Source organism: Ensifer sp. Root127 (assembly GCF_001425225.1).
GTDB classification, from domain to species: domain Bacteria; phylum Pseudomonadota; class Alphaproteobacteria; order Rhizobiales; family Rhizobiaceae; genus Ensifer; species Ensifer canadensis.
This window is the reverse complement of sequence record NZ_LMDX01000001.1, coordinates 347,152-373,543: the sequence shown is the minus strand read 5'-3', so window position 1 is coordinate 373,543 and position 26,392 is coordinate 347,152. Positions and strand designations below refer to the sequence as shown.

The 26,392-nt window shown below is 62.5% G+C and carries 21 protein-coding genes; 13 read left to right on the top strand and 8 right to left on the bottom strand.

Annotated features, from left to right (window positions below):
• Positions 1-211 precede the first annotated feature (211 nt).
• Positions 212-352 carry a hypothetical protein gene (locus ASD03_RS39855; protein WP_164474924.1) on the bottom strand — a complete coding sequence of 47 codons (141 nt, stop codon included), beginning with the start codon at positions 350-352 and terminating at the stop codon, positions 212-214.
• 896 nt (positions 353-1,248) lie between these two features.
• On the opposite strand from ASD03_RS39855, the gene ASD03_RS01710 reads away from it, so the two are divergent.
• From ASD03_RS01710 to ASD03_RS01655, 12 genes are all read left to right on the top strand, one after another.
• Positions 1,249-1,503, top strand: coding sequence for a hypothetical protein (locus ASD03_RS01710; RefSeq protein ID WP_025426340.1), 255 nt, complete (start codon positions 1,249-1,251; stop codon positions 1,501-1,503).
• Positions 1,504-1,545: 42 nt separating this feature from the next.
• Positions 1,546-2,217 carry a two-component system response regulator FeuP gene (gene feuP / locus ASD03_RS01705; RefSeq protein WP_025426341.1) on the top strand — a complete coding sequence of 224 codons (672 nt, stop codon included), beginning with the start codon at positions 1,546-1,548 and terminating at the stop codon, positions 2,215-2,217.
• Positions 2,207-3,592, top strand: coding sequence for a HAMP domain-containing sensor histidine kinase (locus ASD03_RS01700; protein ID WP_025426342.1), 1,386 nt, complete (start codon positions 2,207-2,209; stop codon positions 3,590-3,592). Before feuP ends, ASD03_RS01700 begins: the two co-directional genes overlap by 11 nt.
• Positions 3,593-3,764: 172 nt before the next feature.
• Positions 3,765-4,208: a membrane protein gene (locus ASD03_RS01695; protein ID WP_025426343.1), complete on the top strand. Its 444-nt coding sequence runs from the start codon at positions 3,765-3,767 to the stop codon at positions 4,206-4,208.
• A 91-nt stretch (positions 4,209-4,299) separates the two neighbouring features.
• Complete coding sequence (ccmI, locus tag ASD03_RS01690) at positions 4,300-5,448, top strand: c-type cytochrome biogenesis protein CcmI (RefSeq protein WP_025426344.1); 1,149 nt, start codon at positions 4,300-4,302, stop codon at positions 5,446-5,448.
• Positions 5,445-5,897, top strand: a complete 453-nt coding sequence (gene ccmE / locus ASD03_RS01685; protein ID WP_025426345.1) for a cytochrome c maturation protein CcmE — start codon at positions 5,445-5,447, stop codon at positions 5,895-5,897. The genes ccmI and ccmE overlap by 4 nt, the downstream gene beginning before the upstream one ends.
• A complete protein-coding gene (locus ASD03_RS01680; protein ID WP_025426346.1) occupies positions 5,894-7,882 on the top strand; it encodes a heme lyase CcmF/NrfE family subunit in 1,989 nt (662 codons plus the stop codon). Before ccmE ends, ASD03_RS01680 begins: the two co-directional genes overlap by 4 nt.
• The gene (locus ASD03_RS01675) at positions 7,879-8,334 is read left to right on the top strand and encodes a cytochrome c-type biogenesis protein (protein WP_025426347.1); all 456 of its coding nucleotides are present in this window, start codon (positions 7,879-7,881) and stop codon (positions 8,332-8,334) included. Before ASD03_RS01680 ends, ASD03_RS01675 begins: the two co-directional genes overlap by 4 nt.
• A 318-nt stretch (positions 8,335-8,652) precedes the next feature.
• Positions 8,653-10,212 (top strand): Do family serine endopeptidase, encoded by a 1,560-nt coding sequence (locus ASD03_RS01670; RefSeq protein ID WP_025426348.1) that lies wholly within the window; start codon positions 8,653-8,655, stop codon positions 10,210-10,212.
• Positions 10,213-10,348: 136 nt separating this feature from the next.
• A complete protein-coding gene (locus tag ASD03_RS01665) occupies positions 10,349-11,050 on the top strand; it encodes a response regulator transcription factor (RefSeq protein ID WP_025426349.1) in 702 nt (233 codons plus the stop codon).
• On the top strand, positions 11,047-12,453 hold the full coding sequence (locus tag ASD03_RS01660; RefSeq protein WP_025426350.1) for an ATP-binding protein: 1,407 nt from the start codon (positions 11,047-11,049) through the stop codon (positions 12,451-12,453). The genes ASD03_RS01665 and ASD03_RS01660 overlap by 4 nt, the downstream gene beginning before the upstream one ends.
• A 33-nt stretch (positions 12,454-12,486) precedes the next feature.
• A complete protein-coding gene (locus ASD03_RS01655; protein WP_057211472.1) occupies positions 12,487-15,444 on the top strand; it encodes a bifunctional [glutamine synthetase] adenylyltransferase/[glutamine synthetase]-adenylyl-L-tyrosine phosphorylase in 2,958 nt (985 codons plus the stop codon).
• On the opposite strand, the gene ASD03_RS01650 is transcribed toward ASD03_RS01655, so the two are convergent.
• Together ASD03_RS01650 and pepN are read right to left on the bottom strand one after the other, a co-directional pair.
• Positions 15,423-17,783: an ATP-binding protein gene (locus tag ASD03_RS01650; protein WP_025426352.1), complete on the bottom strand. Its 2,361-nt coding sequence runs from the start codon at positions 17,781-17,783 to the stop codon at positions 15,423-15,425. The genes ASD03_RS01655 and ASD03_RS01650 overlap by 22 nt on opposite strands.
• Before the next feature lie 183 nt (positions 17,784-17,966).
• A complete protein-coding gene (gene pepN, locus ASD03_RS01645; protein ID WP_025426353.1) occupies positions 17,967-20,615 on the bottom strand; it encodes an aminopeptidase N in 2,649 nt (882 codons plus the stop codon).
• A 418-nt stretch (positions 20,616-21,033) separates the two neighbouring features.
• Here pepN and ASD03_RS01640 point away from each other — a divergent pair, with 418 nt between their 5' ends.
• A complete protein-coding gene (locus ASD03_RS01640) occupies positions 21,034-21,972 on the top strand; it encodes a DMT family transporter (protein ID WP_025426354.1) in 939 nt (312 codons plus the stop codon).
• Between the two features lie 15 nt (positions 21,973-21,987).
• On the opposite strand, the gene ASD03_RS01635 is transcribed toward ASD03_RS01640, so the two are convergent.
• The 5 genes from ASD03_RS01635 to ASD03_RS01625 all read right to left on the bottom strand — a co-directional run bounded on the left by ASD03_RS01635 (position 21,988) and on the right by ASD03_RS01625 (position 26,282).
• Positions 21,988-23,280, bottom strand: coding sequence for an MFS transporter (locus ASD03_RS01635; RefSeq protein ID WP_025426355.1), 1,293 nt, complete (start codon positions 23,278-23,280; stop codon positions 21,988-21,990).
• Between the two features lie 210 nt (positions 23,281-23,490).
• Entirely contained in the window at positions 23,491-23,646 is a 156-nt protein-coding gene (locus ASD03_RS39850) for a hypothetical protein (protein ID WP_164474923.1), read from the bottom strand.
• Positions 23,647-23,711: 65 nt separating this feature from the next.
• Positions 23,712-23,888, bottom strand: a complete 177-nt coding sequence (locus tag ASD03_RS39845; protein WP_107026881.1) for a hypothetical protein — start codon at positions 23,886-23,888, stop codon at positions 23,712-23,714.
• A gap of 142 nt (positions 23,889-24,030) precedes the next feature.
• Positions 24,031-24,942, bottom strand: coding sequence for a uracil-DNA glycosylase (locus ASD03_RS01630; RefSeq protein WP_025426356.1), 912 nt, complete (start codon positions 24,940-24,942; stop codon positions 24,031-24,033).
• A gap of 41 nt (positions 24,943-24,983) precedes the next feature.
• Positions 24,984-26,282: an Hsp70 family protein gene (locus ASD03_RS01625; protein WP_025426357.1), complete on the bottom strand. Its 1,299-nt coding sequence runs from the start codon at positions 26,280-26,282 to the stop codon at positions 24,984-24,986.
• Positions 26,283-26,392: the final 110 nt, after the last annotated feature.

The following is a 26,392-nucleotide window of genomic DNA, read 5'->3' as shown; positions in this document are numbered from 1 at the left end:
CAGCTTCTTTTGGGGCTGCGCGGGCGGGGGGAATACCAGCTGGATGCGACCGATCACCCCCGAGAACGAGAAGGCTCTTCAAGACACAAGGCGCTTTTAGAGCTGCATTAAGCCAAAAAGCGAAAGCCGCTCGCGGCGTTGACCGCGGGCGGCTTTAAGGTCGATGGGCATAGTCGTGTCGACAAGCCTATTCTCGCGCGCTAGCGCAGGCTTATTCAGCCGGCTGAACGGGCTTCGGTGTTGTCTGGGTGGCTGAGCGCATTTCGCGCCATTCGCTTTCGAAACGGTCCAGCAGCGACTGCGGTACCTTGGACTGCTGAGATGCCGGCTGGTTGTTTACGAGCGTCTGCATCCGATCCTCCCGGGCCTGTTGCAAATTCATGACTAGTTGACGGGCGGACAATTTCACATCGTAAACGCTTTGTAAATCAGTGGCTTAAATCATTTAAACGATTGAAAAATCTTTAAATCGATTAATTTTTCAATGATCCACAGTTGCATTCAGCCGACCGGGGACAGCGGGCCAATTTGGCGCTCGGTGAGTCGGGAGGGCGGTCTTTTGAGCAAGCGGCTTTGGCGATCAGGCGCTGTAGTGGGTTGATAGCGCGCGTGCGCGACGTCACCGCAAAGCGAGCAAGTTCAGTTGCGAACGGCGTTTCGATAATCGCGATCTGGCTGTGAGATGAGAGTATTTGACCCCATGAGGCGGCCTGAAGGCCCGACGTGCGCGCGGCAACACCAAACAATGCAGAGGCTTAGATGAGGGGTCGGACTCTTCGCCGGATCGCGCTCATTCAACCCCGCAAGAGCCGGACTCAACTTTGGAAGATGTGCGGCCAAGAGATTCAAAGGACTCGGGATTTCGAGCCCACTTCAAGTCTTGCCGTAAGCCGAGCGACGGAGGCTGCGGCCATCTGGTTCTCGACCGAGTACCCAACGATAGCAGGAAGGGCTTAACAAATGGCTGATCGTCAAGCCGGCGGCTCCGTCGCGGAATGCGCCTCGTTGATTGGCGGCTGGCACGGCGCTGCAGCGGATCGATGTTCGGCACGGACCGCTGTCAGGCGGAGGTTTTCTTCCGTCGAGTTTCACCGTCGAAGGAATCGTTGCAATCTGCGGTCGGGTCACTGTGGATACAGCCATTCACAGGTGGCTGTTCGCCCGGCTGGGCGGCCGACATTCATTTGCCATTCAGCCTCTATCGGTTATTGCTTTTGCCATGATGCTTCCCAAGTCGAAAGTGCGTTCATGTCTTCACCAGTGATCATAGCCGCGCTTGCCGCAGGCCTTGCGGGCTTTGCTCCGCCTGAGGTCAACGTGCCCACGGACTTTGTCGTCCGCGTGGCCGGCGATTGCAGCGCGGCTGCTCAGCAAGTCGTTTCGGAAACCGGCGGCGAACTGCTGTCGGCACAGCCGACGTCCGATGGCCAGTGCGTGATCACGGTGCTTGTGCCGGGCAATGGCGGGCGACCGAAAAAGGTGACCGTAAGGGTGCCGATGTAATTCGCCCGTGACGACGGTGCGAAAGAGGAAAAGTGGGTACGAATGCGCATTCTGATAGTCGAGGACGACGTCAACCTGAACCGGCAGCTCGCCGAAGTGCTGAAGGAGGCCGGCTACGTCGTCGATCAGGCCTATGACGGCGAAGAGGGTCACTATCTCGGCGATGCCGAGCCCTATGACGCCGTGATCCTCGATATCGGCCTGCCCGAGATGGACGGCATCACCGTTCTTGAAAAATGGCGCGGCGGCGGCAAGAGCATGCCGGTGCTGATCCTGACGGCGCGTGATCGCTGGAGCGACAAGGTGGCCGGCATCGATGCCGGTGCCGACGATTATGTCGCCAAGCCGTTCCATGTCGAGGAGGTGCTTGCCCGCATCCGCGCGCTGATCCGCCGGGCGGCCGGCCACGCAAGCTCGGAAATTGTCTGCGGCCCGGTGCGGCTCGACACAAAGGGGTCGAAGGCAACCGTCGACGGAACGGCGCTGAAGCTGACGTCGCACGAGTTCCGGCTGCTCTCCTACCTCATGCACCACATGGGCCAGGTCGTATCCCGGACGGAACTGGTCGAACACATGTACGATCAGGACTTCGACCGCGATTCCAACACGATCGAAGTTTTTGTCGGCCGTCTTCGCAAGAAGATCGGCAACGACCTGATCGAGACGGTGCGCGGCCTCGGATACCGCATGCAAGCGCCCGGCAATGGCAATTAGATCCCTTACGGCCCGCGTATTGGCGGTTTCGACCGTCTGGGCCGTCGTTGCCCTGGTGGTGATCGGGGTTGTCATCTCAGCCCTCTACCGGCAAGGATCGGAACGCGGCTTCAAGGACCTGCTGCGTGCCCAGCTTTTCAACGTCGTCAACTCGATTTCGGTCAATGAGAAGACGGTGCTTGCCGGCAGTCCCCAGCTCGGCGACCTGCGCTTCTCCCAGCCGCAGACCGGCTGGTACTGGATCGTCGATCCGATCGGCGAGTTCGACACGCCGCCGCTGATTTCTACCTCGCTCGGCAACGCGAAGCTGCCGATCGCGAGCGTCGACGAAGTCCCCTTCGATACCGGTTACGTCCGTTTCTACACCACCAAGGACCCGTTCGGAAACGAGGTCGAAGTGGCCGAGACCGAAGTCGTTCTCGACATTCAGGGCCACACCGCCCGTTTCCGCGTTGCCGGCAATCGTGACGTTCTAGAGGCGGACATCAACCGCTTTACCCGCAATCTGACCATCGCGCTCTCGATCTTCGGCCTCGGCGGGCTCGGCATGAACGCGCTGACCATTCTCTTCGGTCTCAGACCGCTCGACCAGGTCCGCCGCTCGCTGGAGAAGATCCGGGCCGGCGAAAGCGAAAGGCTCGATGGTGCCTTTCCGCGCGAGATCCAGCCACTTGCAAACGAAGTGAATGCGCTGATTGACAGCAACCGCCGCATCGTCGAGCGGGCGCGCATGCAGGTCGGCAACCTCGCGCACTCGTTGAAGACGCCGATCGCGGTCCTCCTCAACGAGGCCCGCGTGCTTGAGGCGTCGCATGGCGAACTCGTCAGAAACCAGGTCGATGCGATGCAGATGCAGGTTCAATCCTATCTGAGCCGCGCGCGGATCGCCGCCCAGCGCGAATCCATTCTCGCCCGCACAGAAGCGCAGCCGGCGCTGGAGCGGCTTGTGCGCGTGATGCGCAAGCTCAATCCGGAAAAAGAGGTTCATCTGTCGATCAACCCGCCGGGCCTGGTGCTAGCGATGGAGCTGCAGGATGTCGAGGAGACTGTCGGTAACCTGCTCGAAAACGCCGCTCGCCACGCCAAGGGCGAGGTCTGGCTGAATGTTCGTCCGGCTACAAACGAAGAGCACGCAAAGGAAACCGGTCGGCAATGGATCGTTCTCGACGTCGACGACGACGGAGCTGGCCTCGACCCGGATCAGATCGCGCTGGCGATGAAGCGCGGCAAGCGGCTGGATGAGAGCAAGCCGGGAACGGGCCTCGGTCTGTCGATCGTCAGTGAAATCGTACGGGAATATCAGGGCACGCTGACGCTGTCGCGCCGGGAAGAGGGCGGGCTGCGCGCCGAGCTCGTGCTGCCGGCTGCGGTTTAGGTGTCACACTGGCGCGCGAAAGTATCGCGTCGACTGCCCTTCCAGTTGCCTCTGCCAACAGGGAATGCCAAAAGAAAATCAAAGGGAAGTCTCCGCTCGGCCCCGCCGGTCGGCGCAGGCGGAGCCCCGCGTTAGAAAGTACATGTCGCGGATCATGAGGAACCAGGCAGAAATGACACGAACTATTGTCGTCAGCGGCAGGATCGCGTTGATCGCGTCGGCGGTGGCTCTTGCCGGCTGCAGCACCACCTCGGGCGGACAGACCGCGGCGGCCGGGTTGGGCACGACCGCGACCCGCAGCGTGTCTTCGACGACCTACATCACGGCCCTGCAGGGCGGCGTTATCGGCCGGCTCAGCAATCTCGATATCGGAACGTCGGACCGCCAGCGTGCGCTCGAGGCCGAGTACCGCGCCCTGGAGGCTGCTCCGGGCGGTCAGCCGGTCAACTGGCAGGGGCGTAGCGTCACCGGTTCGGTCGTCGCCGCCGCACCTTATCAGGTCGGTTCGCAGAACTGCCGCCAGTACAGCCACACCGTGACCGTCAAGGGACAACCGACGACGGCGCGTGGTGCGGCCTGCCGGAATTCCGACGGAAGCTGGACGCCGCTCAGCTGACCGGATTTCCGGTTGCGGCGAAACGCCTCAAATCTCTGTCATTGCAGGTTTTCGAGTTGGAATGGCATGGGTGCCATAGTATTGAGCATCCATGTTGTTCTGGATCCTCGTCGCCACGTTGACGGCGGCTGTAGCTGTCGTACTCATCCTCCCGCTCTTGCGGGCGGCAGCGCCCGCATCGTCTCCCCATAGTCATGATATCGAAGTTTATCGCGATCAGCTCGATGAACTGACGCGTGACCAGGAGAGCGGCCTGATCAGCGGCGACGATGCCGAACTCGCCCGCGCCGAGGTCGCCCGCCGGCTGCTTGCGGCTGGCGAGATCGACAATGCCGCCGAGCCGGCCGCAGCCACGCGCCGCGGCGTCAACATCGTGGCGCAGGCCTTCGTGCTTCTCTGTCTTCCCGCAATTGGGCTCTGTCTCTACATGTTCACTGGCAGCCCAGGGGTTCCGGCGCAGCCTTTGGCGGCGCGCCTTGCCGATCCCGGTGCCGATATCAACATTCTGATTGCGCGGGCGGAAAATCACCTGGCGCAGAACCCGAACGACGGTGCCGGCTGGGACGTGCTGGCGCCAATCTACATGCGCAACGGTCGCGTCGAGGAGGCGGTCGCCGCCTATGACAGCGCCGTGCGCCTGCTGGGGCCGACGCCGGCGCGGCTGGGTGGCTATGCCGAGGCGGTGATCACGCTGTCCGGCGGACTTGTGACCACCGAAGCGCAGTCGGCTCTCCGCAGATCCCTCGCCATCGACCCGAACGACCCGCGTTCCGAATTCTATCTTGCCCTTGGCCTGAAGCAGGAAGGCAAGAAGGACGAGGCGCTTGCAGCCTTCAACAGGCTGATCGCCAGTTCCCCGGCGGATGCGCCCTGGGTGCCGCTCGTCAAGCAGCACGTGGCCGAGCTTTCAGGTGGCGCTGCCGGCAATGTTGCGGGCGCTGCACCGGGAAATCCGAGCGCGGACGATATCGCCGCCGCACAGGACATGAACGCCGGCGACCGCCAGGAGATGATCCGCGGCATGGTCGAAAGCCTGGCGAGCCGGCTTAAGGAAGACCCCGCCAACGCCGAAGGCTGGGCGCGGCTGATCCGTTCGCATGTTGTGCTTGATCAAAGAGACCAGGCGGCGGCCGCCCTAAAGGAAAGCCTGAAAACCTTCCCGGCGGACGGCGAACAGGGAAAACAGCTGCTTGCGCTGGCCCGTGAACTCGGGATCAAGACGGACGGAGAGACGCAATGACGCGAAAACAGAAGCGACTGGCGATCATCGGCGGTGGCGTCGGCTTTCTGACGCTTGCCGTCCTCCTCGTAATGTTCGCCTTCAGCCAGGCGATCGCCTATTTCTACGTGCCGAGCGATCTCGCCAAGACCGACGTGCCGCCGGGAACCCGCATCCGTCTAGGCGGGCTGGTCGAGGCCGGTTCGGTCAAGCGCGGCGACGGCAAGACCGTGACCTTCACCGTTACCGATACGCTCGGCCAGGTGCCGGTGACCTATACCGGCATCCTGCCGGACCTGTTCCGTGAGGGGCAAGGCGTGGTCACCGAGGGCACGTTCGTTGCCGGCAGCTCGGTCTTCGTTGCAGACTCCGTGCTCGCCAAGCATGATGAGACCTATATGCCGAAGGATGTCGCCGACCGCTTGAAGGCGCAGGGTGTCGAACTCAGCGGGAAGGAAACCGTTCGATGATTATCGAACTTGGACATTATGCGCTGGTTCTGGCGCTTGCGACCGCCTTCGTGCAAGCGGCTTTGCCGATCCTTGGCGCCAGGCTCAACGATCGCGCCCTGATGGAGCTCGCCTCCAGCGCGGCGATTGCCTGTTTCCTGCTCGTCGCCTTCTCCTTCGCCGTGCTGACCTTCGCCTATGTCACGTCGGATTTTTCGGTCCGCAACGTCTGGGAGAACTCGCATTCGCTGAAGCCGCTGATCTACAAGATTTCCGGCGTCTGGGGGAACCATGAAGGATCAATGCTGCTCTGGCTCTTGATCCTGGTGTTCTTTTCGGCGCTGGTCGCCACATTTGGTCGTAATCTGCCGGAAACGCTGAAGGCGAATGTGCTCGCGGTGCAGGCCTGGATTGCCGTGGCTTTCACGCTGTTCATCCTGCTGACATCCAACCCTTTCGCCCGCCTTATCCCGGCACCGGGCGAAGGCAAGGACCTGAACCCGATCCTGCAGGACGTCGGTCTCGCCATTCACCCGCCCTTACTTTATCTGGGCTATGTCGGCTTTTCCGTCTGCTTCTCCTTTGCCATCGCCGCCCTGATCGAAGGGCGTATCGACGCTGCCTGGGCGCGCTGGGTGCGTCCCTGGACCCTTGCTGCCTGGACGTTCCTGACGGCCGGCATTTCGATGGGCTCCTATTGGGCCTATTACGAGCTTGGCTGGGGTGGCTGGTGGTTCTGGGATCCGGTCGAAAACGCCTCGTTCATGCCGTGGCTTGCCGGCACCGCGCTGCTGCATTCCGCTCTGGTCATGGAGAAGCGCGAAGCGCTGAAGATCTGGACCGTGCTGCTGGCGATCATGACCTTCTCGCTGTCGCTGCTTGGCACCTTCCTCGTTCGCTCTGGCGTGCTGACTTCGGTTCATGCCTTCGCGACCGACCCGACCCGCGGCATCTTCATCCTCGCCATCCTCGTTTTTTTCATCGGCGGCGCCTTTTCGCTGTTTGCCTACCGCGCATCGCGGCTGAAAGCCGGCGGCATCTTCGCGCCGGTTTCGAAGGAAGGCGCTCTTGTCTTCAACAACCTCATCCTGACGACCGCGGCCGCGACCGTGCTGACCGGCACGCTCTACCCTCTGGTGCTTGAAGCGCTGACCGGCGACAAGATTTCGGTCGGGCCGCCCTTCTTCAACATGACCTTCGGGCTGTTGATGCTGCCACTCCTGTTTGCGGTGCCCTTCGGTCCCCTGCTGGCCTGGAAGCGCGGAGATCTCATGGGCGTTGCCCAGCGGCTGTTTGCAGCGGTTGCCGTCGGCCTCGTCGTCGGCTGCGTCTATTACTACGCCATGAACGGCGGACCGATCCTCGCTTTGTTCGGCATTGCGCTGGGCGTCTATCTGATCGCCGGTTCGGTGACGGATCTGGCGCTGCGCTCGGGGCTCGGCAAGGTCGCGGGCAACGTCGCCTGGCGGCGGTTCTCCGGCCTGCCGCGCTCGGCCTTCGGCACCGCACTTGCGCATATCGGCCTCGGCGTCACGCTGATCGGCATCGTCGCCGTCACCGCCTTCGAAACCGAGACCGTCGTCGAGATGAAGCCGGGTATGACCGTGGACGCGGGAGGCTACACCCTGCGGTTCGACGGCATGCGCAACGGTAGCGGTCCGAATTATTCCGAGGAATCCGGCCATTTCACCATCAGCAGCGGTGGCGTCGTCGTCACCGACATCTGGTCGTCGAAGCGGCTCTATCAGGCGCGGCGCATGCCGACCACCGAAGCCGGTATCCGTACCTTCGGCCTGAGCCAGCTCTACGTTTCGCTCGGTGACCAGATCAGCGAAGGCGGCATCGTCGTGCGCATCTGGTGGAAGCCGATGATCCTGTGCATCTGGGGCGGCACGCTGTTGATGATGGCGGGAGGTTTCGTCTCGCTCAGCGATCGCCGCCTGCGCGTTGGCGCGCCGACGCGCGCCAAGCGGCCGAAGACGATCCCGGTGGGAGCGGCCGAATGAACCGATTGCTGCTGGCGTTCTTTCTGTTTCTGGCGTCGCTCGGCCCGACCTTCGCGGTCAATCCGGATGAGGTCTTGTCCGATCCGGCACTCGAAGCACGGGCGCGGGCGATCTCGGCCGAGCTCCGCTGCATGGTCTGCCAGAACCAGTCGATCGACGATTCCAACGCAGAGCTTGCCAAGGATCTCAGGGTTCTGGTGCGCGAGAGGTTGGCAAATGGCGACAGCGACGAGGCGGTGATCGACTATGTCGTCTCGCGCTATGGCGAGTTCGTGTTGCTGAAGCCGCGGTTCGAAACCAAGACGATGATCCTGTGGGGCATGCCGATCCTGCTTTTGCTGGTCGGCGCCGCGACGTTGCTGGTGGCGGCACTCAAACGCGGCCGGCAATCGCGCGGCACGCCGCTTTCCGACGACGAGAAGGAAAAGCTGAAGAAGCTGCTTCAGCCGTAGAGCATTTCCAGGAAAAGTGCGAAGCGGCTTTCCGCCAGGAAATGCGTAAAACAGAGAGATAGCGCGTTTCTGCGACTCCGCCTAAGGCGGAAACGCTCTCGATCCCACGGGCAATGCGCCGTTGCAGACGCCCGCCACCAACATTACCAAAAATTCATCCTCCGGACAGAACTCAGTAAGGTCCAATCCGTTACATCTTTCGTCATCGGCTGTTCCTCCAGTCAGCCAAGAGCGAAATCGCTACCCCCGCGGCGATCCTCGAAATCAAGATGCCGAAGCTGCTTCCAGCGGCTTCAAGGAAGAGAAAAGGCAAAACGGATGATTACGACCAAACTCCTGCGTCCCTCCCTCAAGACTGTTCTGAAGACCTCGACCGTTGCGGGTCTTGCGGCCGTCATGCTGACCTCCGGCCTGCCGGCCACGATTGCCCAGTCCTTCGCCGAACCCGTCAAGGTCGATGCGCCCCAGGTGCCGAGCTTTGCCAATGTCGTCGACGCGGTTTCCCCGGCCGTAGTCTCCGTCCGCGTCCAGTCGCGTGCTAATCCCGTTTCCGACGAGGGCAATGGCTTCACCTTCGATTTTGGCGGTCGCGGTCTGGATGAGCTTCCCGACGATCACCCGCTGAAGCGTTTCTTCAAGGAATTCGGCGGCCCGCGCGGCGATGACCGTGCCGAACGCGGCCCCGGCCGTCGTGGCCCGCACGGCGAAGGTCGCCTGCGCCCGACTTCGCAAGGCTCCGGCTTCTTCATCTCCGAAGACGGTTACCTCGTCACCAACAATCACGTCGTTTCCGATGGCTCTGCGTTCACGGTCATCCTCAATGACGGCACCGAGCTTGACGCCAAGTTGATCGGCAAGGACAGCCGCACCGATCTCGCCGTGCTCAAGGTCGATGACAAGCGCAAGTTCACCTATGTCAGCTGGGCCGACGACAACAAGGTCCGCGTCGGCGACTGGGTCGTTGCCGTCGGCAACCCCTTCGGTCTCGGCGGCACGGTAACCTCCGGCATCATCTCGGCCCGTGGCCGCGATATCGGTTCGGGTCCCTATGACGACTATCTGCAGGTCGACGCAGCGGTGAACCGCGGCAACTCGGGTGGTCCGACCTTCAACCTTTCGGGCGAAGTGGTCGGCATCAACACCGCGATCTTCTCGCCGTCGGGCGGCAATGTCGGCATCGCCTTCGCCATTCCGGCATCCGTCGCCAAGGACGTCGTTGCCGACCTGATGAAGGACGGCTCGGTATCGCGCGGTTGGCTCGGTGTTCAGATCCAGCCGGTGAGCAAGGATATCGCCGAATCGCTCGGTCTGTCTGAGGCAGCCGGCGCACTCGTCGTCGAGCCGCAGGCCGGCTCGCCGGGCGACAAGGCCGGCATCAAGAAGGGCGACGTGGTCACTGCGCTCAACGGCGACACGATCAAGGATCCGCGCGATCTTGCCCGCAAGGTAGCCGGCATGCGCCCGGGCACCACGGTCGACGTTGCACTGTGGCGCAACGGCAAGTCGGAAACCGTCAAGCTCGAGATCGGCACGCTGCCGAAGGACGACAAGGAAGCGGCCACGGATCAGGGCAACCAGTCCGAGGAAACCCAGCCGTCGAGCGAGCAGGCCCTGGCCGACCTTGGCATGACGGTGACGCCGTCGGATGACGGCAAGGGCGTGACGATTGCCTCGGTGGACGAGGACTCGGACGCCAGCGACCGTGGCCTGAAGCAGGGCGAGAAGATCGTTTCCGTCAACAATCAGGAAGTGAAGTCGGCGGACGATATCCTCAAGGTGATCAACATCGCCAAGAAGGACGGTCGCAGCAAGGCGCTCTTCCAGATCGAGGCCGAGAACGGCAGCCGCTTCGTGGCGCTTCCCATCGATCAGGGTTGATCGCGGCTGCGAATGAATGACCAGGGCGCCGCGATATCCAAGCGATTTCGCGGCGCCGGCCGTTTGGGGCGAAGTGATCGCCATGCCGGTTGTCGGAAGAACCGAAACCGGTTGAGACAGACAGGGGTCCGGGACTATGGTCACGCGTATGAAGATTCTTATTATTGAAGACGATATCGAGGCAGCCGCCTATCTGGCAAAGGCGTTCCGGGAAGCCGGCATCGTCTGTGATCACGCGAGCGACGGCGAAAGCGGCCTCTTCATGGCCAGCGAAAACAGCTACGACGTTCTCGTGGTCGACCGCATGTTGCCGCGCCGCGATGGCCTGTCGGTGATTTCGGAGCTGCGTCGCAAGGAAGTCCATACGCCGGTGCTCATTCTGTCGGCGCTCGGCCAGGTCGATGATCGGGTGACGGGTCTGCGCGCCGGCGGCGACGACTACCTGCCGAAACCCTATGCCTTCAACGAGCTTCTCGCCCGCGTTGAAGTGCTCGGCCGCCGCAAGGGTACGCCGGAACAGGATATGGTCTACCGGGTCGGAGATCTCGAGCTCGACCGCCTGTCGCACTCGGTTCGCCGCCAGGGCAAGGAAATCCCGCTGCAGCCGCGCGAGTTCCGGCTGCTCGAGTACCTGATGAAAAATGCCGGCCAGGTCGTGACCCGCACGATGCTGCTCGAAAACGTCTGGGACTATCACTTCGATCCGCAGACCAATGTCATCGACGTGCACGTGTCGCGACTGCGTTCCAAGATCGAGAAGGACTTCGATCTGCCGCTGCTCCGAACCGTGCGCGGCGCCGGCTATATGATCAAGGATGACCGGACCGCCAGCGCATGAGCAAACTCGGCGTCCTGTTGAGGACAACCGCCGTCCGGTTGTCCGCGCTCTATCTGATCCTCTTCTCGCTCTGCGCCGCCTTTCTCGTCTTCTATGTCACCGGCATGTCCGAGCGTCTGCTACAGCAGCAGACGCGCGACGCAGTGACCGCAGAGGTGACCCAGATCGAGCAGGTCTATACCCGTGCGGGGATCAATGGGCTGCTGCGCTCATTGGAACGGCGCGCGCGCCAGCCTGGCGCCAATCTCTATGTGATCGCCGGGCCAAGCGGTGAAATCCTTGCTGGCAATGTGGCGAGCCTGGAGCCGGGCCTTCTCGATCGCGAAGGCTGGACGGAGAAACCCTTTGCCTACCAGCGCTATACCGACGAGACCCGCCAGGACAGCCATGTGGCACTTGCCCATGTGCTGATGCTCGACAACGGCCTGCGCATCCTTGTTGGCCGTGACCTGCAGGAGCCGCAGAAGTTTCGTGCGCTGGTGCGCCAGGCGCTGATGGTCGCCCTCGGCATCATGGGCCTCGGTGCGCTGATCATCTGGTTTGCCATCGGCCGCAATGCGCTGAAGCGCATCGACCGCATGTCCGAGGCGAGCACCAAGATCATGGCGGGCGACCTGTCGCAGCGTCTGCCGACCAGCGGTTCCGGCGACGAATTCGACCGGCTTTCCGAATCGCTGAACGCGATGCTCGGCCGCATCGAGAAGCTGAACGAGGGGCTGCGCCAGGTCTCCGACAACATCGCCCACGACCTGAAGACACCGTTGACGCGGCTGCGCAACAAGGCGGAAGCCGCACTTGCGCGCAAGGGTACAAGTCAGCGCGGCGCGCTGGAGGAAATCATCGGCGAGTCGGATCAGCTGATCCGCACCTTCAATGCGCTCCTGATGATTTCGCGCGTCGAAGCGGGTTCGGCTGCTGCCGAGATGAGCGAGATCGACCTTTCGCAGATTGTGTCGGATTGCGTCGAACTCTATGAACCAGTCGCCGAAGATGTCGGCCTGCGGCTGGAGGCGGATGTGGCGCCAGGCATGGTGATTTCGGGCAATCGCGAGCTTGTCGGCCAGGCGCTCGGCAATCTACTCGACAATGCGATCAAATATGCCGAAGGCGCCGCCGATCCGCTGATCAAGGTTTCGCTCGGCAGGCGCGACGGCAAAGTCGTTCTTTCGGTTGCCGACCACGGGCCGGGTGTTCCTAGGGAAAAGCGCGACGAAGTCGTCAAGCGCTTCGTTCGGCTGGATGAGAGCCGCTCCAAGCCCGGCACGGGTCTCGGCCTGTCGCTCGTCGAGGCAGTGATGGAGATGCATCATGGTGTGCTGGATCTGGCTGCAACCGATGCTGATGGCGCTGACAACTGCAAGGGACTGACGGTACACATGGTTTTCCCGGCGTCCGCGACCTGATAGACCGGTTTGCGGAGAACACGGGGGAACGGTATGCAGGACACGATGGCAGGGCACTGGTGGGGCATGGAGACGGCGCCGATCAAACCGGCAAGCCAGGCTGACGCCAAATCCGCGCTGTCGGTGCTGAAGGATATGGCCAAGGGCCATGACCAGATCAGCCGTCTGCTGGCATCCGAAACGCCGTTCAAGGCGTTCATCGTCGCTGCCTTTGCCCTGTCGCCATTCCTGCGCGACACCGGCGGCAGCCAGCCCGGCATACTCGAACAGCTCCTGTCGGAGCCGCTGCAGGAATTTCTCACCGAAAGGGTCCGGCGGGCGCGGGATGCCTGGGTATCGGCAGAGCCCGGCGTGGCACTGCCAGATACCGAGATCATGACGCGGCTTCGAAAGGCCAAGCGCGAGCTAGCCTTCGCCGTTGCGCTTGCGGACCTCTCACGACATTTCGACGGTCGCGAGACGACGCGCTGGCTGAGCGAATTTGCCGGCGCTGCCGTTTCGGCAACGATCGATCATCTGCTGCTGAGCGGTCACCAGGGCGGCAAGCTCGCGCTCAAGGACGTGACGGCCCCGAGCCGGGGGTCTGGCGTTGTCGTGCTCGGCATGGGCAAGCTCGGCGCCTTCGAGCTCAATTACTCCTCCGACATCGATCTCGTGGTCTTCTACGATCCGCAGTCCGGCATCATCATCGATCGCGACGATGCATCCGAGACCTTCGGCCGGCTTCTGCGCCGCCTCATCCGCATTCTCCAGGAGCGCAGCGGCGACGGCTACGTCTTTCGCACCGACTTGCGGCTGCGCCCGGATCCCGGCTCGACGCCACTCGCAATCCCCGTCGAGGCGGCGATGCTCTATTACGAGAGCAGGGGGCAGAACTGGGAGCGCGCAGCTTTCATCAAGGCGCGGCCCGTTGCCGGCGACATAGCTGCGGGCGATGCCTTCTTGAAGGAATTGACGCCGTTCGTCTTCCGCAAGTATCTCGACTATGCGGCAATCGCCGACATCCATTCGATCAAGCGGCAGATTCACGCCCACAAGGGCCATGGCGAGATTGCGGTCAAGGGACACAATATCAAGCTCGGCCGCGGCGGCATTCGTGAGATCGAGTTCTTCGTTCAGACCCAGCAGCTGATCGCCGGTGGACGCATGCCCGAACTGCGGCTGAAGGCGACGGAGCCGATGCTGCATGCGCTGGTAACGGCCGGCTGGATCGACGAGACGACCGCGGCCGAACTGGTCGAGGCCTACTGGTTCCTTCGCGATGTCGAGCACCGCATTCAGATGGTGCGTGACGAACAGACCCATGTGCTGCCGGAGACCGAGGCAGAGCTGAAGCGGATCGCCTTCATGCTCGGCTTCGAGGATACGGCTTCCTTCTCCAAGGCGCTGTCGAAGGTGCTGCGCACCGTCGAGCGCCGTTATGCCCAGCTCTTCGAGCAGGAGGCGAAGCTTTCGAGCGAGACGGGCAATCTGGTTTTCACCGGCCAGCGCGACGATCCCGATACGCTCGAGACCCTAAGAAAGCTCGGCTTCCAGCGGCCGTCGGACATCTCGCACACGATCCGCACCTGGCATTACGGCCGCTACCGCGCGACGCAGTCGGTCGAGGCGCGCGAGCGGCTGACGGAGCTGACGCCGCAGCTCCTGCGCGTCTTCGGCGAAAGCCGGCGCGCCGACGAGGCGCTCCTGCGTTTCGACCATTTCATCTCGGGCCTGCCGGCCGGCATCCAGCTGTTTTCGCTGCTCGGCAACAATCCGCGGCTCTTGTCATTGATCGTCAACATCATGTCCTCGGCACCAAGGCTGGCCGAGATCATCGCGGCGCGGCCGCATGTGTTCGACGGCATGCTCGACCCGGGCCTTCTGGCGGAGCTGCCGACCCGGGATTATCTGGCGCCGCGCATCGCCAACTTCGTTGCCGGCGCCCGCCACTATGAAGAGGTGCTCGACCGGCTGCGCATCATCGCCGCCGAACAGCGGTTCCTGATCGGCATCCGCCTGTTGACCGGCTCGATTTCGGGCGCGCAGGCCGGTCGCGCCTTTACCGATCTCGCCGACCTGATCATCGCTGCCGCAGTGGACGCGGTGCTCGCCGAGGTCCGTTCGGTCCATGGCGATTTTCCGGGTGGGCGCATTGTCGTCGTCGGCATGGGCAAGCTCGGCAGCCACGAGTTGACGGCGGGCTCCGACGTCGACCTGATCCTGCTCTACGACTATGACGACGCGGCCCCGGAATCGGATGGCGGCAAGCCGCTCGATCCGATGCGCTATTTTACCCGGTTGACGCAGAGGTTGATTGCAGCGCTCTCAGCGCCCACAGCCGAGGGCGTACTCTATGAGGTCGACATGCGGCTGCGGCCGTCCGGCAACAAGGGCCCGGTCGCCACCCGCATCAACGCCTTTGCCAAGTACCAGCGGGAAGAGGCCTGGACCTGGGAGCATCTGGCCCTGACGCGGGCGCGCTGCATCTGCGGCGACGACAGTCTGAAGGCGCAAGCCGATGCCATCTTCGCCGAAGTGCTCGGCCACACGCGTGATGTCGCCAAGGTCAGCACTGACGTGATCTCGATGCGCGAGATGATCGACAGCGAGAAGCCGCCAAGCGACATCTGGGATTTCAAGCTGATCCCCGGCGGCCTGGTCGATATCGAGTTCATTGCGCAGTACCTGGCGCTGATCGCTCCCGCCAAGGGCGTGCCGCCGCTTGAGGCCGGCGCCCACACGGCCGACGCCTTGAAGGTCCTCGGCGGTGCGATGATGAACCCCAATGATCTCGACACGACGATGGAGGCGCTGAGCCTCTTTACCGAGCTGTCGCAGATCGTGCGCCTGTGCATCGAAGGCGAGTTCGACCCGAAGGAGGCGCCTGCCGGTCTTGTCGATCTCGTCTGCCGGGCAGGGGACTATCCCGACCTGAAAACGCTGGAGGCGGATATCAGGCGGCTGTCGAAGGCCGTCCGGCGTATTTTTCAGTCGGTGGTTTCGGGATAGGGCTGCGGGTCGCTGTCGCGATCGGGCATGCGCAATGAAATGATGGTGCCGACATTTTCGGCGGAATGGATCTTCATCGTTCCGCCGTGAAGGCGCGTCAGCGACCGGGAGATGGCAAGCCCGAGGCCGGAGCCGCCCTTGCTCTTGGCATACTGGCTCTGCACCTGCTCGAAGGGCTGGCCGATCTTCTGCAGGGCATCACGCGGGATGCCGATGCCGGAGTCGGCGATCGTCAATGTCACAGCGCCCGTGACCTTGCGGGCGCGCAGCGAAATGCGCCCGCCTTCATTGGTGAACTTGACCGCGTTCGACAAGAGATTGAGCAGCACCTGCTTCATCGCCCGCCGATCCGCGACCACGGTCAGGCCCGAGGCGATTTGCTGCACCACATGGATGTTCTTCTGCTGCGCCGGGATCGTGGTGAAACGCAGCGTCTCCTCGATCAGCGGCGCGAGATCGATGGTCTCGCGGCTGATGCGCATATGGCCTGCTTCGATCTTCGACATGTCCAGGATGTCGTTGATGACGTTCAGCAGGTGTTTGCCGCTGTCGTGAATGTCGCGCGAGTATTCATCGTATTTCTCCGAGCCGAGCGGCCCGAACATCTGGGTCTGCAGGATCTCCGAAAAACCGAGAATGGCGTTGAGCGGTGTCCTCAGCTCATGGGACATATTGGCCAGGAATTCCGACTTGGCGTGGTTCGCCGCCTCGGCCCGTTCTTTTTCCGCCTGGTAGTTGGCGTTGGCGATCGACAGCTCGGTCTTCTGCCGCTCCAGGGTCATGCGCGAAGCCGAGAGATCGCCGATGGTCGCCATCAGCCGGCGCTCGGATTCGCGCAGCCGCACCTGGTGACGCTTGAGCAGCGTGATGTCGGTACCAACAGAAACGAGGCCGCCGTCGCGCGTGCGCCGCTCATTGATCTGCAGCCAACGCTCGTCGGCGAGCTGCACTTCGGTGGTCTGCGAATGGTTGCTACGGTCAGGATCCGCAATGCGGCGTTCCACTACCGGGCGTGCCGCAGCGGCGTGTACGGCGATGCGTTCGGTGCCTGGCACCAGAACGTGATCCGGCAGCTTGTAGGCTTCCTGGTAGTGCGTGTTGCACATGACCAAGCGGTCCTGCTTGTCCCAGAGGACGAAGGCCTCGGACGTACATTCGATGGCATCGGCCAGACGCTGATCAGCTTCGGCATAGCGCTGGGCGAGGCGGTGCTGCTCGGTGACATCCATGGCGATGCCGATGAGATGGGCGCGGCCTGAAACGGTGCGGATGATCTCGGCGCGGGCGCGCAGCCAGACATAATGGCCGTCCGCATGCCGCATGCGGAACACCTGGTCGATCTGTCGCGCATCGCCGCGGGCAATTGTCCGCGCCACGCCATAGATACCGCGATCGTCCGGATGCATCAGCCGTGCGGCGTCGCCGAAGGAAAGCACGCTGCTTTCGCCGGGCATGCCCAACATCTCATACATCGACCGCGACCAGAACAGCCGTCGGTTGGCAAGATCGAAATCCCAGAGGCCGCAGCGGCCGCGCGACAGGGCGGTTTCGACCCGCAGGTTCGATTCCGCAAACACCCCGTCGGCGTCGCGGGCGCGTTTGGCCTGGATGTAATAAGCGTAAAGCACCACCAGCAGGATCGCCGAGATGCCGGCAAACAGCGTCACATTCAGCGAAACCTCGTCGCGCCAGGCCGTTTCGAGCTGGGTCACCGGCGTTGCCGCCAGGACGACGCCGGCCGCTTCCGGCAACTGCGCCAAAGCGACGATATGGTCGACGCCGTTGATGGCCGTCTTCATGACGCTGGAATGTTCGCCGTAATACTGCAGCGTGGCGATATCGGGTGCAACCGAGGCAAGCGTCCGGCCGATCAGCGGCACACCATCAGGTGTGCTGGCGAAGATCCGTCCATCCTTGCGCACGGTCAAAAGAAACATGCCCGCGTCGAGCATGGTGTTGGGCAGGTATTGGGTCAGCCGCTGTTCGGCATCCCAACGCCGGCCCTCTTCGAACAGCGTCATGCCGTCAGCCTGGAACGCCGCGACCGCCGTTGCCGCGGCAAGCCCGACCGTCTGGCGCGAGTTGTCTTCCATCCGGGCGTGCTCGCCCATGATGCCGGACATGCGCGAAACGGCGACTATGATCAGGAATGCGATGATGAGGATGGGGATAGAGCGCTTGAGAATAGGTTCCGCGCTCGCAAGACGCTGCGACGTCGGCTCGGCGAAAATCTTCGCCTGCGAGATGAACTCGCGTTCCAGGCCGGAAAAGCCCGAAAACTTGAGTCGCAACCGCCCGTCGGCTGCGCTCGCTGGTCGCGCGTCCGCCATCTTACCCAATGTGAAACCCTCTGATGATTCGGCGCGCCGCTCGCCCGAATCTGACTCAATGAATCACAGGGCGATTCGCCTTGTCCAGAGGTAATGGTAAAGATTTCTTAACCATTTCTAATCGTTGGGAAATAATAGGCCGGGTCGAGCGAGCGACCCGGCCCTTGAAAAATGCCTGCATTCCCGGCCTTTTCAGGCCTTGAGCATGCGCTCGACGATGTCGCTGACATCGGCCGAAAGCTTGGTCGCGCCAGCGATTTCCTTCAGCGCATTGCGGGCATGATCGGCGCGCGTGTCTTCAAGCGAGCGCCAGGAGCGCATCGAAGTCAGGATGCGTGCCGCGAGCTGCGGATTGCGCGGATCGATATCGAGGATCTGCTTCGCGAGGAAACGGTAGCCCTCGCCATCGGCGCGGTTGAAGCCTGTCGGGTTGGCGAAGGCATAGCTGCCGACCAGAGACCGGACACGGTTCGGATTATTGCCATTGAATAGCGGCTCGGTCATCAGCGCCTTGACGCGATTGAGCGTCCCGGCCCCGGGGATTGTCGCCTGCACCGCGAACCACTTGTCGATGACGAGCGCGTTGTCGGCAAACCGTTTCCGGAAGGTTGCCAGTGCCTGAGCCGTCTCTGGCGCATCCGGGAACCGGTGCGCGAGCAATGCCAGTGCATGGCTGAGGTCGGTCATGTTGTCGGCGGCTGCGAAGACTTCTGCTGCCCGTTTCGGATCATCCTCGCCATGGACGAGATAGGTGAGTGCGGCGTTGCGCAGGGCTCGACGTCCCGCACTTTCCGCATCCGGACTGAAGGAACTCGTCGACGCCATTTCGTCGGCAAGCCGAAGGAAGGTTCCGCGGCCGGAAACCGCAATCGCCTTGAGGATCTGCTGCCGGGCGGTATGGATGGCATCGGGGTCGTTGTCGGCGCCGATCTCGCGGGCGATGTCGGCTTCGCTCGGCAGCGACAGCGCCTGCGACCGGAAAGCCGGCTCCAGTCCGTCGTCAGCCGCCGCGGCGACAAGGCCGTCGAGCAGCGCCTTTTCGCAGGTCACGGATTTGCCCGCACGGGCGTTGGCCGTCGCGGATACCAGATTGGCAAGTGCAATGGCGTTGAGTGCCTGCCAGCGTGCGAAGAGATCGCTTTCGTGCCGCGCGATCAGCGCCAGGTCGTCGTCGGTCTGCTCGATATGCAGGTTGATCGGAGCGGAAAAGCCGCGGTTGAATGAAGGCACCGGGCGCGAAGTAATGCCGGAGAAAACCACCGTCTGCTTGCGTTGGGTGAGGTGCAGCACGTCGCCGGTGATATCTGCGCCCGCCACGCTCGAAAGGTCGGCTTCCGCGCCGTTTCCAAGGAGCAGGCCCATGCGCAGCGGAATGTACATCGGCTCCTTGGCGCTTTGGCCCGGCGTCGGCGGCACGGTCTGTTCGAGCGACAGGGTGAAGGTCTGCTTGCCTGCGTCATAGGCGCCGGAGGCTGTCACCAGCGGCGTTCCCGCCTGATGGTACCAGAGCGAAAACTGGCTGAGATTGCGGCCGCTGACATCGGCGAAGCAGGCGACGAAATCCTCGATCGTCACAGCCTGGCCGTCGTGGCGTTCGAAGTAGAGATCCATGCCCTTCTTGAACAGGTCGCGGCCGAGAAGGGTCGCGATCATCCGGGTGACTTCGGAGCCCTTCTCATAGACCGTGGTCGTGTAGAAGTTGTTGATTTCACGGTATTTCGTCGGCCGGACCGGATGGGCAAGGGGGCCTGCATCCTCTGGGAACTGTTCTGATTTCAGGTGCCGGACTTCGGCGATGCGCTTGACGGCGCGCGAGCGCATGTCGGCGGAAAACTCGTGGTCGCGATAAACCGTCAGGCCTTCCTTGAGGCAGAGCTGGAACCAGTCGCGGCAGGTGATGCGGTTGCCGGTCCAGTTGTGGAAGTATTCGTGCGCGATGATCGCTTCGATATTGGCGTAGTCGGCGTCGGTGGCCGTTTCCGGATCGGCCAGCACGTACTTGTCGTTGAAGACATTGAGCCCCTTGTTCTCCATGGCGCCCATGTTGAAGTCGGAGACGGCGACGATCATGAAGATATCCAGATCGTATTCGCGGCCGAACGTCTCTTCGTCCCACTTCATCGAGCGCTTCAGCGCGTCCATGGCGTAGGCTGCGCGCGGCTCCTTGCCGTGTTCGACATAGATCTTCAGCGCGACCTCGCGGCCGGACATGGTGGTGAACGTGTCTTCGACCACGCCGAGATCGCCGGCAACCAGCGCGAAGAGATAGCTGGGCTTCAGGTGCGGATCGAACCAGGCGGCGAAATGCCGGCCATCGCCCATGTCGGCGCCGCCGAGATAGTTGCCGTTGGACAGCAGCAGCGGAGCGGATTTCTTGTCGGCGATGATGTTGACCGTATAGACGGCAAGTACATCAGGACGATCAGGGAAGTAGGTAATGCGGCGGAAGCCTTCCGCCTCGCACTGCGTGCAATAGACGCTGTTGGTGCGGTAGAGACCCATCAGCTTGGTGTTCGTCTCGGGCGAGAGCATCGTGGTGATGGTGACTTCGAACGGGGCGGTCTCGGGCAGGCCACGGATCGTCAGCGTGTCGTCGGTCACGTCGTAGAGCGCGGCTGCAAGCTCTTCCTGGTCGAGCAGCAGGCCGGTCATGACCAGCTCGTCGCCGTCAAGCACCAGCGGGGCCGATGCGTCCACGCCTTCCCGCCGATGCAGGATCAACCGCGCTTCGACCTTGGTTTCCTTCGGGTCAAGCTCGAAGGTCAGATCCACTCTTTCAAGTACGAAGTCGGTCGGCCGGTAGTCTTCCAGATGAATGATCTGGCCAGTATTTGTCCGCATGGTCAGTCCCGCTCGCGCCTTGCTACTGGTGGATTTGTAGAGGGCGCTTGTGATGGTGAAAAGGCCAAAGGGCGAAAAGCCGGATATGCCACACGATTGTGATGCCGGCGACCGCACTTCCGGCAGAAAAGACATGGTGTCCGGTATTCTTCCCGCTCCCTTATCGCCTTGACGTGTATCGAAGTGGCACTAACAAGAAATAAACCGGAAAGGTTTTTTTCGACCCCGCTAAAGAATTCTCGGCGATTGTCTTTGCTGCGATGAACTCATCAAGAAAAAAGTCGGTTCATCAAGAAGATTGATCCGACTTTCGCGGCCGGCGCAGCTAGAGTGACATCGTTCTCCGGTGAGCCTCTCACCCAAATCTCCCAAACTGTCGCCGCCGCGGTCCTCCGCTAAGGCTCGAAAAGCGTTTTCCATGGATGCCGAAGTCGAAAACCCGATGAAGGGGATCCTGCTCAAGGTCCTTTCGGTCGTCATCTTCGTTTGCATGTCGACCTTGATCAAGGCGGCCGGGAGCGAGATCGCCACCGGCCAGATCACCTTCTACCGCTCCGCCTTCGCCATGGTGCCGATCCTCGGCTATCTCGCCCTTCGCGGACAGTTGCGCGACGCTTTCAAGACGAAGGATATCGGCGCTCACATCGCACGCGGCTTCGTCGGCATCCTGGCGATGAGCTTCGGCTTTTACGGCCTCGTGCACTTGCCGCTCCCCGAAGCGATCGCCATTGGCTATGCGATGCCGTTGATCGCCGTTGCCTTTGCCGCGATTTTTCTCGGCGAAACCGTTCGGCTTTATCGCTGGTCGGCCGTCGTCATCGGTCTGGTCGGCGTCATGATCATCACCTGGCCGCGGCTGACGCTGTTTCGCGAAGGCGGTCTCGGGTCGTCCGAGGCGCTCGGGGCGGCGGCGGTCTTGCTGTCGGCGGCGCTCGGCGCGATCGCCATGGTGTTGGTGCGCAAGCTGGTGAGGGCCGAGCGCACCCACACGATCGTGCTCTATTTCTCGCTCTCGGCCTCGGTCTTTTCGCTCGCGACCCTGCCGTTCGGCTGGCCGAGCATCTCGCAGAAAGCCTTCCTGTTGCTGATGATCGCCGGCTTCTGCGGCGGCGTCGCGCAGCTCCTCTTGACCGAAAGCTACCGTCACGCCGACATGTCGACGATCGCACCGTTCGAATACACCTCGATCGTGCTGGGCCTGATCATCGGCTATTTTCTGTTCGAGGACATCCCGACGAGCACCATGCTGATCGGCACCGCCATCGTTGTCGGCGCCGGTATTTTCATCATCTTCCGCGAGCATCGGCTTGGATTGGAGCGCAGGGGTGCGCGCAAGCACGTCACGCCACAGGGCTGACGGCCCCTGTTTCATTCATTCCGGCTGTCGTTCCCAAGCAGGCACCGTGTCGTCCTCGATCAGGCCGTCCTGCGACGCCTGCTGGGCGGTCGGGCTGGTAACGTCGGGTCCGGGTGTCGGCAGCACCGTGGTCGCCTGGAAGTCGGTCTTGGCGACGAGACCCTCGTGCTGCTCCCGCCGCAGGATGCGCCAGGCGGCGTAGCCTGCATAGAGTGCGAAATAGACGGCAAGCACGATGAACAGCGCCGCCGGCCCGAACCGATCCATGACCGGGCCGACCATCAACGGGCCGGAGATCGTGCCAAGCCCGTAGGTGATCATCAGGCCCGAGGAGATCTCGACATATTCGTCCGGCTTGGCGAGGTCGTTGGCATGGGCGACGTTCAGCGCATAGATCGGGAACAGGACCGAGCCGACGAGGGCGGCGACGATATAGAGCACCGTCGGGCTGCTGCCGATCGACGCGGACATGACCAGGCAGGAGATCACGCCGACAATGCCGCAGCCGACCATGACGATACGCCGGTCGATGCGGTCGGAGGCGCGGCCGATCGGGATCTGCGAGAGGGCGCTGCCGGTCAGGAGCGATGCGAGCAATGTTGCGCCTTCGCCGGTCGACAGGCCGATCTTCTGCGTGAACACGCCGCCGAGGTTCAGCCAGGCGCCCGAGAGCGCGCCTGCGAGAAAGCCGCCGACCACGGCAACCGGAGAGCGGCGAAACAGGCCTGGAATGTCGAATCGCGCCTGCGCCGGCGGTGCCGGCATCGGCGAGGAAGAAAGCGCCGTGGGCAGTAGTGCCAGCGAAAACAGCACGCCGCAAAGGATGAAGAGCGATGTGTTGGTCGGGTCTCCCAGCGGCACCATGTATTGCCCGCCGATGGTGCCGACCATCGTGGTGATGAGGTAGAGCGAGAACAGCATGCCGCGGTTCTCGTTGGTCACCCGTTCGTTGAGCCAGCTCTCGATGACGAGATAACTGCCGGAGATCGCGAAACCGGATATGGCGCGAAAGGCGATCCAGGCACGCCAGTCGACGACCAGCCCGCAAAGCAGGATGGCGATCGAAAGCAGGGTTATGAGTGCGGTGAAGACGCGGACATGGCCAACGCGCAACACGAATTTCGGCGTGATGATGCAGGAGAGGGTGAAGCCGACCGTGTAGCCGGTGGCAATGACCGAGACCGTCAGCGTCGACCAGTTCTCGGCGACGGAGCGAACCGGGATGACGTAGCTCTGAAGCCCGAAGGCCACCATCATCAACAAAGTGGACAGCATCAGGCTGAGGACGGAAGCGAGACTGGCCAGCATCGGCGCTCCTGAAAACAAAGACGCGCCGACTTGACCAACCGGGTGGCTGGCAACGAAGGCGCGATGCGGAGCGAGGGCAGTCAGACGGGGTTGCCGGAGTGACCGATCGCTTCGAACTCGAAATGAGTGTGGCTCTATCCAGTTTTCGAGGCGCTGTCGATTGCGACAGCCGATAGCAAAAAGACGGTAACGGTCCGTCCTCGGGCGCTATCAGTTCGGCAGCAGTGGTCTGATCGCCGAGCGATGGGCGCGGCGGGCGTCCTTGGTGGTGCTGAGCGCGGTGTATTCGCGCGAGGCACGTACGGCAGTGCCGATATCGGCGATCGAATCGAACAGGACCTTGAGGCTTGCAATGGGCTTGGTCATGATCTTGTTCCTTGTCTTACGTCGTCTCTTTCGCGCGACACGCCTTTTGGCGCATCGCGTGGGGATCAGCGCTGGATGAAGTCGGCGAAGAGCTGCGACGGACGGGTGGTCCGGGCAAGGCCGATTGCAGTCATCTGCTCGTTGGCTGCCGAGCCGAAGCGGTTGAACGGCGTCCGCCGGGCAGCGTCCGTATGACGGAGCGTCTCAAAGCTGCTGTGGATCGGGCGAAAGCGGGCAGTCATGGTTCTTGTTCCTTATTCCATTCCTCCCGTGTTGATATATTGCGCTGCAACATGGATTTTGCAATGCACTAGAACGCTGCGCAGATATGCGCAAACCGCATGGCTTTCTTCACACTTTGTTCATGAAACGGGCAGGCGGCCGTCAGCCGTTGATGCGGGCCTTGAAGGCAAGCATATCCTGCCAGGCAAAGCGCTTGTTGATCGGCGCTGTCACCAGGTCCTGCGGGTGCAGGGTCGCAAGGGTCTGGACGCTGTGTCCGCCCATCTGAAGGTCACGCCATTCGCCGCGCAGCTGGTGGATTGTGTCGCTGCCGCCGAAGAAGAAGCGCGCCGTAAAATTGCCGAGCAACAACAGGTGCTTGGGCTCGGCCAAAGCGACCTGGCGCTCGATGAAGGGGCGGCAGATATCGGCCTCGCGGGCGGTCGGCACGCGGTTGCCCGGCGGGCGCCACGGCACGACATTGCTGAGCAGAACGCCCTCGCGCGATAGTCCGATGCCGGCGAGCATGCGGTTGAGCATGTCGCCCAGCCTGCCCGAGAAAGGCTGCCCGTCGCGATCGTCATCCGCATAGGGCATCGGGCCGACGATCATGATGCCGTTTGACGGATCGCCTTCGGCAAAGACCAGATTGCGGGCGCTGTTTCTGAGATTGCAACCGACGAAGCCTTCCATTGCCAACCGCAGCTCGGCGAGCGACCGCGCCGATTCGGCGGCAAACTGCGCCTCCTTGACGGCCTGGGCGTCGGGGATGGCCACAGCAGGGGCGTTGACGGCAGGTGCTGGCGCGCGCGTTTCGCGAGCTTGGCCACCGGCCGAGCTGGCCGGCTGCCGCGTAGCAGGCGAGGCCTCCGGGCGCGCAACCGGCTGGCTTGCGCTCGTCTGTGGGCGCGAATCGGCCTGTTGGCGCACGTCGGAACGCGCCGCCTTCATCGCTTCGAACTCGGCGAGGCGATCGACAGGCTCCTCCTCCATCAGCCACTCGACACCCGCATCCGCGTGGAATGCGAGCAGGGCGGCGAGTTGGCCGGGGGAGAGGTTGTCGGCAGAAGTCATGGGCGCCAACCTAGCACGTCAGAAAATGTGGTCCAATGGCTTCATGCGGCATTCGCGGTCCAGTGGCCGATATCCTCATGTTCTCCGATCAGCGCCAGGCCGTGGGCGATGGACAGCAGTTCGCCGCCGCTTTCGATCCGGTCCTTTTCGAAGCGCCGCTCGAACAGGTTGCGCACCGCCGGCACGAACGAGGTGCCGCCGGTGAGGAAGACCTTGTCGATGCTTTCGGGCGGCGTTTCCGTTGTCTGTAACACCTCGTCGAGCGCGTCTTCGATGCGCGCAAGTTCAGGCGCAATCCAGCTTTCGAAGTCGGCGCGGCGCACCGTGCGGCGCGACATCTCGCCAAGCGGCGAGAAGTAGAACTCGGTTTCCTCCTCCTGCGACAGGCGCATCTTCGTCGCCGAGATCGCCTGGTAGAGCGGATAACCCTCGTCATGCTCGATCAGGTCGACGAAGGCCTCGAGCTTTTCCGGCTCCAGGCTCTGGCGCACCAGCTTCTTCAGATCCGTGAAATCTTTCAACGTCTTGAAGATCGAAAGCTGATTCCAGCGGCCGAAATTCGCATAGTAGTTCGACGGGACTTCAAGCAGCTTGTCGAAGCTCTTGAACAGACTCCCCTTTCCGATGAGGGGCGAGATCACATTGTCGATGATGCGGAAGTCGAAATGGTCGCCGGCGATGCCGACGCCCGAATGGCCGATTGGCGTTGCCGTCAGACGTCCCGCCTTGGTCTCAAAACGGATCAGCGAATAGTCGGTGGTGCCGCCGCCGAAGTCGGCGACCAGCACCGTGGCGTCGCGCTTGAGGTTCTGGGCAAAGTAGAATGCGGCCGCCACCGGCTCGTAGACATAGTGGATCTCGGGAAAGCCGAATTCGGAAAGGGCGGCGCTGTAGCGCTCGAGCGCCAGTGCCGGATCGGGGCTGGAGCCGGCAAAGCGAACGGGCCTTCCGACGACGATGCGGCTGTATTGGCTCGCCCAGTCGTCGCCGGCATAGTCCTTCAGCTTGGAGAGGAACACCCGCATCAGGTCTTCGAAACTATGGCGCTTGGCATAGATCTGCGTGCCCTGGAACAGCGGGCTTGCGGCGAAGGTCTTGATCGACTGCAGGAAACGACAGTCGCCGGGATTGTCGATGAACGAGCGGATTGCCGCCTGTCCGGCTTCCACCTTCAGGGCGGACGCGCCGAGGTTGGAATCCTTCATGAAGGAGAGTGCCGTGCGCATCGCATCGGTGCTGCCAGCCATGCTGTCGAAGTTCATCGAATGGGTGGTGTCGCCTGCCGAAACCGCGAGGACCGAGTTGGTGGTGCCGAAATCGAAGCCCAGTGCTCTGGCCATATGATGTCTCCTGACGCCTGTGTTTTGGTGTCGCTTCGCGACGCGCCCTTCCGGGGCTTGCGAAGGCGACACGGCTCTGTTCCGCACGCCGCCATCTGGGCCGGTGCCGG